Raw genomic sequence first — 6,378 nt, 5'->3', positions numbered from 1 at the left:
TTCGATATCTGTATTTACTTTGATTTGCATATGCACAATATTCACCCCAAGAATATTATGCAGCGCAATGAGCAAACTGTACATTCTTAAACAGTCATTTATGTACACTCTTAAATTAGCATTTATAGTTTCAATTCTTATTGAAAAAAAGCGTTAATCCTTCTTGTACTGCTCCCTAAATGTTAGACATAAATCTAACATTTGGGATGCAGTACATTTTTGGATTAACGCTACCCGTTTGTTTAAGCTTGGGTTCTATTTAATTAAGTGGACCCTTCTATATTAAAACCTTGCCCATAATTACATATGGAGAACTATCGTTGTTTGGAATAAAAGGTTCTTTTATTACAACCCAGCCCAAACCTTGATACAAATTACGTACTGGTTTGTTGTATACTTGAGTTGTTAGTACAGTAGTTTTATTATTTACTTCCTTTAATAATCTGTTAACTAGCAACTTTCCATAACCTAGATGTCTATGTGATGGATGTACAGCTAATTCAACAAACTCAAAACAATCTTTAAGCCATTTTTCATACCCTATTGGACCAAGTTCTTTTGAAAGTAAATCGTGATAATATTGTCCAGATAATGATGAATATCCATAAGAAAATCCTAAAACTTCCTCTTTATCTGAAATAATTACATAACCCCGATAACCCTTGTAACTGGAGTGTTTTATCAATCGTTCTTTTATTGAATGATTCCATACTTGTCTATAGAGATCATCAATTGTTTTTAGTATGTATGGATCCCTGTCTATTTCTACAACCCTTACCATTCAATCCCCCCAAGTAATATATAGTTTTAGATTTTGCCCAGTTGGTTGAAAAAAATTTTTATTCTATTACCTCAATTTTTTTAGCTGCTGCTTGCTGAGGTGATGAATCGTTAATCCCACCATCTACCCAGACTTCTACTTTTTGCCCTTCCTTAAAGCGACTTGTGTCACGATAACCTAGGTAAATAAGAGATAAACCGTTCATTTTCATTTCATCTGCCGGTATATCTTTTATTTTCAGGTAATCTTCATTACTGTTAAGGTTTTTAGCCACTAATACCCTATCGTCTTCCACTCTAACAATATAGCCTTCTATACTTGGATCAGAGCATCCCGTTATCAAATAGCACATAATCAATAAAAGCATGAAGCCCCTTATATCTTTGATTCTTTTTCCCCCCTAATAATCCTATTAATTTTTATTAACCTGCCTCGTTTGCAAAATAAATTTCACAAAAAATGTGTTATTTATCTGTTGAATCAACACACCTTCCAGTCGGTAATTTTAATGTCACAGCGTATATACAGTCTTTTTGGTAATCCCAGTAACGCCCAATAACCCCTAAATTCATAGCATCTTGGTAATAGCCCATTTCATATACCACCTCTTCTCCATTCTTTAAAACAAGTTTATAGTCAGGGGCTTTCAAAGTCCATATTTGCAGTTGAACTGCAGTCCGCGTTAGTTAATTCGTTAGTTAGTTTTTGGATAAAATCATGATCAGTTATTTCGGCAATTTGTTCCTCTGTCATCCAATCAACAATCTTAATTTCTGTTATCTCTTTATCTATTACAAAGACATTTGTTTTTTCATTAAGTCCGTAATTTATTGATTGGCAACCAGCTAAGAAAATTATGAACCATAGACAGGAAGTAGCCAAATACTTATTCATTAGATTTGCTCCTTTCGTTCACTATCACTTGCTGCACATTATGGTTAATAAAAGTTATAGACTACTACTCTTTCTGCTGCATTATTCTCTTTATCTGATAACCAGACTTTTACCTTTTGACCGTGTTTTAGGTCTTGAACGTCCTTTACAAAGAAGATACTAAATCCTAATCCTTGTATGATTGTATTTTCCGTTAATTGTACTTTCTCCAGCATGTAATGTGCATCTGGTTCAATTTTTAGGGGGGCTAATAGTATTTCATCTTCATTAACTTCAGCTATTTGTTTTTTTATATCATAATGACTATACCTGATAAACTCTATTGAGCACCCTATAACAGCTAATACAATAAGTGATACAATTGCCCATCTTACAATTTTCACGATAAAATACTCCCCCCTTATTAATTTAACTTTACTGCACCTTGCGGATTAGATCTGACAACGCAATTTTAACATAATATTCCAAATAGAAGTTCTAATATTCTAAAAAGGATGAAAAAGAAAAAGGTCGCCAAGATGGACGACCTTTTTGTATTAAAACTTATTCAACAAACCTGCCCCGTTAGTAACTCTTCCCCCCCCTTTAGTTAAAGAAGAGCTATTGTGAAAGATTTGTAAGTGTAAAGAAATCAGGTTCAGGTTTCATCAATTTTGTACCTTTTTCTCAATGAAAATAAATTTCTTTTTCGTTTTCATAATGAACCTCTATATTTACATCCCCGAAATCAATTAAACTAGATTTTTTTCGTGGCAATACTTCTTCATTCCAATCAATAGCATCATTAATAAAACCAACAATTTGTTTTATTTTATTTTTGTCTTTTATGACAGAACATTTTTCATCATTTAAACTGTGATAAATGCAGATACTTTCTGGGACATTATTAATCCATGTTGTAGAGTTATATATTGGTGTCTTATTGAAAATGACCTCGGTCTGTTCTTCAAATTGATTATAGTGGGCTGAAATGTTTAATTCACCGTCAAATCCTTCTTTTCCTTATCTAGAATGAAATCCACCCCAGTCATTTTCTGGGTCATTATCATTAAGTGCTGAGCCTTCGTACTCTAAACTCCAACCAAGTTTTGGAAGTTCTTTCAAGTAAAAATCATATATATCAGTCCATCGATTTCCATCTATAACATATTCAAGTTCAGTCGGTTCTAATCCCTCAAATAAAAGCATGTCATCGGTTTCTTAAGGGATAATGGACATCCCCTCATAGGTATCATCAGTAATCTTTTGTATATAAAAACCAGCCCATAACAATCAAATGAAAACCAAAAATTAGCCAATTTGTTTTTTTCATTCCATCCTCCGCTAAACCGTTTGGTTTTTTATATATGTTAATTGTATTTTAACGTTATCCTTTATTGAAATAACTTGCCCCGTCAATTTCAAATGGCGATAATACGGCTTGTTTACCGCTACCCGAGAAACATTCTGTAAAAATCAAATATCGCTGCTTTCATGGAGAAGGTCCTCCTGCTAGGTGTAGAAACATATTTAATAGTTAGGTATGATTATAGTATAGTTTCCAAATTTTATAAAATTTCTAAAATGACTGGGGGTTATATATTTGCCAGACTGGTCCTATCACCCTCTTTTTAAGCCTATTCTTAAAAAAATGAAGCCTGAAACCGGCAGAAATTTTATCCATAAAGGTATGTCTACCATCGCAGCTATGCCAGGAGGAGCTAAACTTATCGAGTTTCTTGGCCATATGGCTCCCTCCCCAACCCTTACTAAAGAGAAATGGAATACAGTGTACACATCTTCGGTTGGGTTAAGTGGAAGGATTGACCCAGAGCTTACTGGTACGAAAGCTTTTTGTCATTTGGGATTTGGAGTATTGGAAATCGGACCTGTAAGTGATCGTGACTACAACCCGCCAATTGAAATGGATTGGATAGTTGAGGAAATGAAAGGTTTAAAAGGTCACACGGTTTCGATAGATCGGGCATTACAGGTAATCAAGGATTTACCCGAGGACCATCCACCATTGTGGGTTTATATAAAAAAAGATATTTTAAAACACGCACGACTGAAGGAACTATTGGAGATGGCTCAAGCCATCATCGTAAATATTGACCAAATTTCTATCTTGGAAGGGTTAAATGTACAAAGTCCCGTATTAGTAGATTTACCAGCTTCCTGTATCTCAGTAAGTGCCGAGGTTATTAATCAATACTGGGAAAAGCAGATGTTGTCGGGTTTGCTTGTGGACGCAGATGAAACAGATGTAGACATTATTTGTTCCCTACATTTAATAAAAGCGATTCCCTTTTCCATTCGAGGTGGAGTTTCAGAACCAGAAGATGGTGTGAACTGGCTAAACCTAGGTGCGGATTTTATTTTAATAGAATCTGGGTACGTTTTTACAGGGCCAGGTTTACCTAAGAGAATCAACGAACGGATCCTTTACGAAAAAGAAAGGAAAACGGTGTACCCTAAAACGAATTGGATGTACCATCTTCTTTTTGGGTTGGCTATTACAATTGGCGGAATCCTTGCTTTATTATTTGCGCTTACCCGTGTCATTCTGCCGTATGACGAATTATTTTTAGGAACGACCCGGTCTGATATTCTTCTTTTTAATAACAGGATCTTGGCATTCATGGAACATGACCGGATGACACTGGCAGGAACGATGATTTCAGGCGGAATTATCTACATGCAGCTAGCCTATCACGGGATCAGAAAGGGAATTCATTGGACCTATAAAGCCTTCAAGATTGGAGCCATTGTTGGATTCCTTGGGATACTATTATTTATTGGCTATGGTTATTTCGATTGGCTACACGGATTGTTTTGGGCAATCCTGCTTCCAATTTTTATAGCAGCAATGAAAAATAGTAAACATGCGGTCCACTCCCCTGCCTCCAAGGGTAAAAGAAATACTCCTTATTGGCGAAAATCTCTTTGGGGACAGCTCTGCTTTGTCGTTCTAGGATTCTTGCTCTCTATTGGCGGCATTGTCATTTCATCGATAGGAATAACTTCTGTATTTGTTCCTTCCGATCTCACATTTATTTGCATGACACCTGAGCAGCTAACGGAGTTTAACAAACAATTAATCCCAGTCATTGCCCACGATCGGGCTGGATTTGGGAGTGCTTTATTAGCAGTAGGATTTTTAGTGCTAATGCTGGCTTTATGGGGATTCCGTGAAGGAGAGAGCTGGGTATGGCATACCTTTTGCTGGGGAGGGTTACCAGCCTTTATAGCAGGACTGACTACCCATTACTTTATTGGTTATATTGACTTTATTCATTTGCTTCCTGCCTACTTTGCTTTTGTCCTATTTATTGTGGGGCTGGTATTAAGTAAGAAGTTTTTGATTAACCAATAGATTAGGGTAGTAATGTTCCAATCAACTACTTATACACCAAAAGCTTGGATATACTCCAAGCTTTTTTATATTTCTTATTCAACTAAAGCAACCGTAAGCTGAAGAAGGAATTTTTATCTTTTATGTTTAATCCTTTTTTTGGATTAATTAGTTGCAGGAACTGTATCCTTTTTACCCGAAAACTAATTGTTGGGCAGTTGGATGCCGCGCCAGCCGCTTACATCGCATAGGCCATATTCATTATCACCCACAGCAACACCGTGCCGTCCGATTTAAGACCCACGGTATGGGTACAACCCGCAGCAATCGCCACAATATCGCGCCAATCACTTACATAACATTGTCCATACTCATTCCAACCTACAGCCGCCACAGTACCGTCCGATTTAAGCCCAATGGTACGACGCCAACCCGCCGCTATGGTATCTTTAGGCCACCGTTTCACCTTTAACGCCTCTTCCGGTAAAATGTAATTCATGTTTTACCTCCTTGGAAACAAGACCTATTTATTTATTGTATCACTTTTGCTTGTTATACTTACCTGTCCCGTTAGCCAAACATGCAGCAGAGCTGCACCACAAAGAATGAAAATGGTTAGGACTTGTCCATACTGATACTGTCCTTAATCCAGTCAAGCCCTCCTCTTTTTTTACGATTGAGTAGGGTCTTCTTAAGTTTGCCAATTTTTCAAGTTTAGAGGAGACTTATTTTCATGGTAGTTAAAAATCCATGCTTCAATAGTCGTATAACATTTCGATAAGTATAAACATGCTTGGTGTTTAATTTTTAAATGATAACCCATTTTCCTTCAAAGCAGTCCTTAGATTAGGCAAAGATGCTGGTCCCATACCGTGAAATTTCAAAATCTCTTTTTCACTATATTCCGATAGCTGTTGCAAAGAAGTTATTCCATTGTGTTCCAATGCTCGTCTTGCTGGTGCTGAGAGTTATGATAGAAATCCATTGTCAGGTTTGCGTTCTCGCTCACAAATCGGGCAGGTAGGACAATCGCTGCTTTTATAGTACTGGTGCCCTTTGTTGCAAGTCCTTAAATTTTTTTTTGAAGTTGTCATCTTACATGTCTCCCTTTCTCAAGCATTATTTTCAACCTGTCTACACTCTACAAATTTTCAATGTATTTTGGTGCAATTATCCACTTTTTAATAATGACGTTTATACTTTGTGGTAAGTTTCACTCTCATCTTTATTCCACATACCTGCCCCGTTAGTCATCCATGCAGCGCAAAAATCGGCGCTGCACCACAGAGAATGAAAATGAATTGAATCCGTCCATACTGATTCTATGGCTGGAAGAGGAAGGTCGATGAACTATGGTGCCTTAGAGCCC

General features: G+C 36.6%; 6 protein-coding genes and 2 pseudogenes. 1 reads left to right on the top strand and 7 read right to left on the bottom strand.

Annotation, left to right across the window (positions count from 1 at the left end; translation table 11 throughout):
- Positions 1-277: 277 nt before the first annotated feature.
- The 5 genes from MLE14_RS21605 to MLE14_RS21585 all read right to left on the bottom strand — a co-directional run bounded on the left by MLE14_RS21605 (position 278) and on the right by MLE14_RS21585 (position 2,863).
- Positions 278-781, bottom strand: a complete 504-nt coding sequence (locus tag MLE14_RS21605) for a GNAT family N-acetyltransferase (protein WP_243300470.1) — start codon at positions 779-781, stop codon at positions 278-280.
- Positions 782-839: 58 nt separating this feature from the next.
- Entirely contained in the window at positions 840-1,148 is a 309-nt protein-coding gene (locus MLE14_RS21600; protein ID WP_243300469.1) for a YobA family protein, read from the bottom strand.
- A 269-nt stretch (positions 1,149-1,417) separates the two neighbouring features.
- The gene (locus MLE14_RS21595) at positions 1,418-1,675 is read right to left on the bottom strand and encodes a hypothetical protein (RefSeq protein ID WP_243300468.1); all 258 of its coding nucleotides are present in this window, start codon (positions 1,673-1,675) and stop codon (positions 1,418-1,420) included.
- A gap of 44 nt (positions 1,676-1,719) precedes the next feature.
- Positions 1,720-2,058, bottom strand: a complete 339-nt coding sequence (locus tag MLE14_RS21590; RefSeq protein ID WP_243300467.1) for a hypothetical protein — start codon at positions 2,056-2,058, stop codon at positions 1,720-1,722.
- A gap of 619 nt (positions 2,059-2,677) precedes the next feature.
- Entirely contained in the window at positions 2,678-2,863 is a 186-nt protein-coding gene (locus tag MLE14_RS21585) for a hypothetical protein (RefSeq protein ID WP_243300466.1), read from the bottom strand.
- A 394-nt stretch (positions 2,864-3,257) separates the two neighbouring features.
- On the opposite strand from MLE14_RS21585, the gene MLE14_RS21580 reads away from it, so the two are divergent.
- Complete coding sequence (locus tag MLE14_RS21580; protein ID WP_243300465.1) at positions 3,258-5,030, top strand: dihydroorotate dehydrogenase; 1,773 nt, start codon at positions 3,258-3,260, stop codon at positions 5,028-5,030.
- A 182-nt stretch (positions 5,031-5,212) separates the two neighbouring features.
- Here the strand turns inward: MLE14_RS21580 and MLE14_RS21575 are convergent.
- Together MLE14_RS21575 and MLE14_RS21570 are read right to left on the bottom strand one after the other, a co-directional pair.
- A pseudogene (locus MLE14_RS21575) lies at positions 5,213-5,451 on the bottom strand (chromosome condensation regulator); the annotation flags it as partial.
- A 358-nt stretch (positions 5,452-5,809) separates the two neighbouring features.
- Positions 5,810-6,103 (bottom strand): annotated as a pseudogene (locus tag MLE14_RS21570) (RNA polymerase alpha subunit C-terminal domain-containing protein).
- Between the last annotated feature and the right edge of the window lie 275 nt (positions 6,104-6,378).

Origin of the sequence: Bacillus litorisediminis, assembly GCF_022808645.1 — a bacterium.
In the GTDB taxonomy this organism is placed as follows: domain Bacteria; phylum Bacillota; class Bacilli; order Bacillales; family JC228; genus Bacillus_BF; species Bacillus_BF litorisediminis.
The sequence above is the reverse complement of the archived record's forward strand: the minus strand, read 5'-3'. Positions and strand labels throughout refer to the sequence as shown.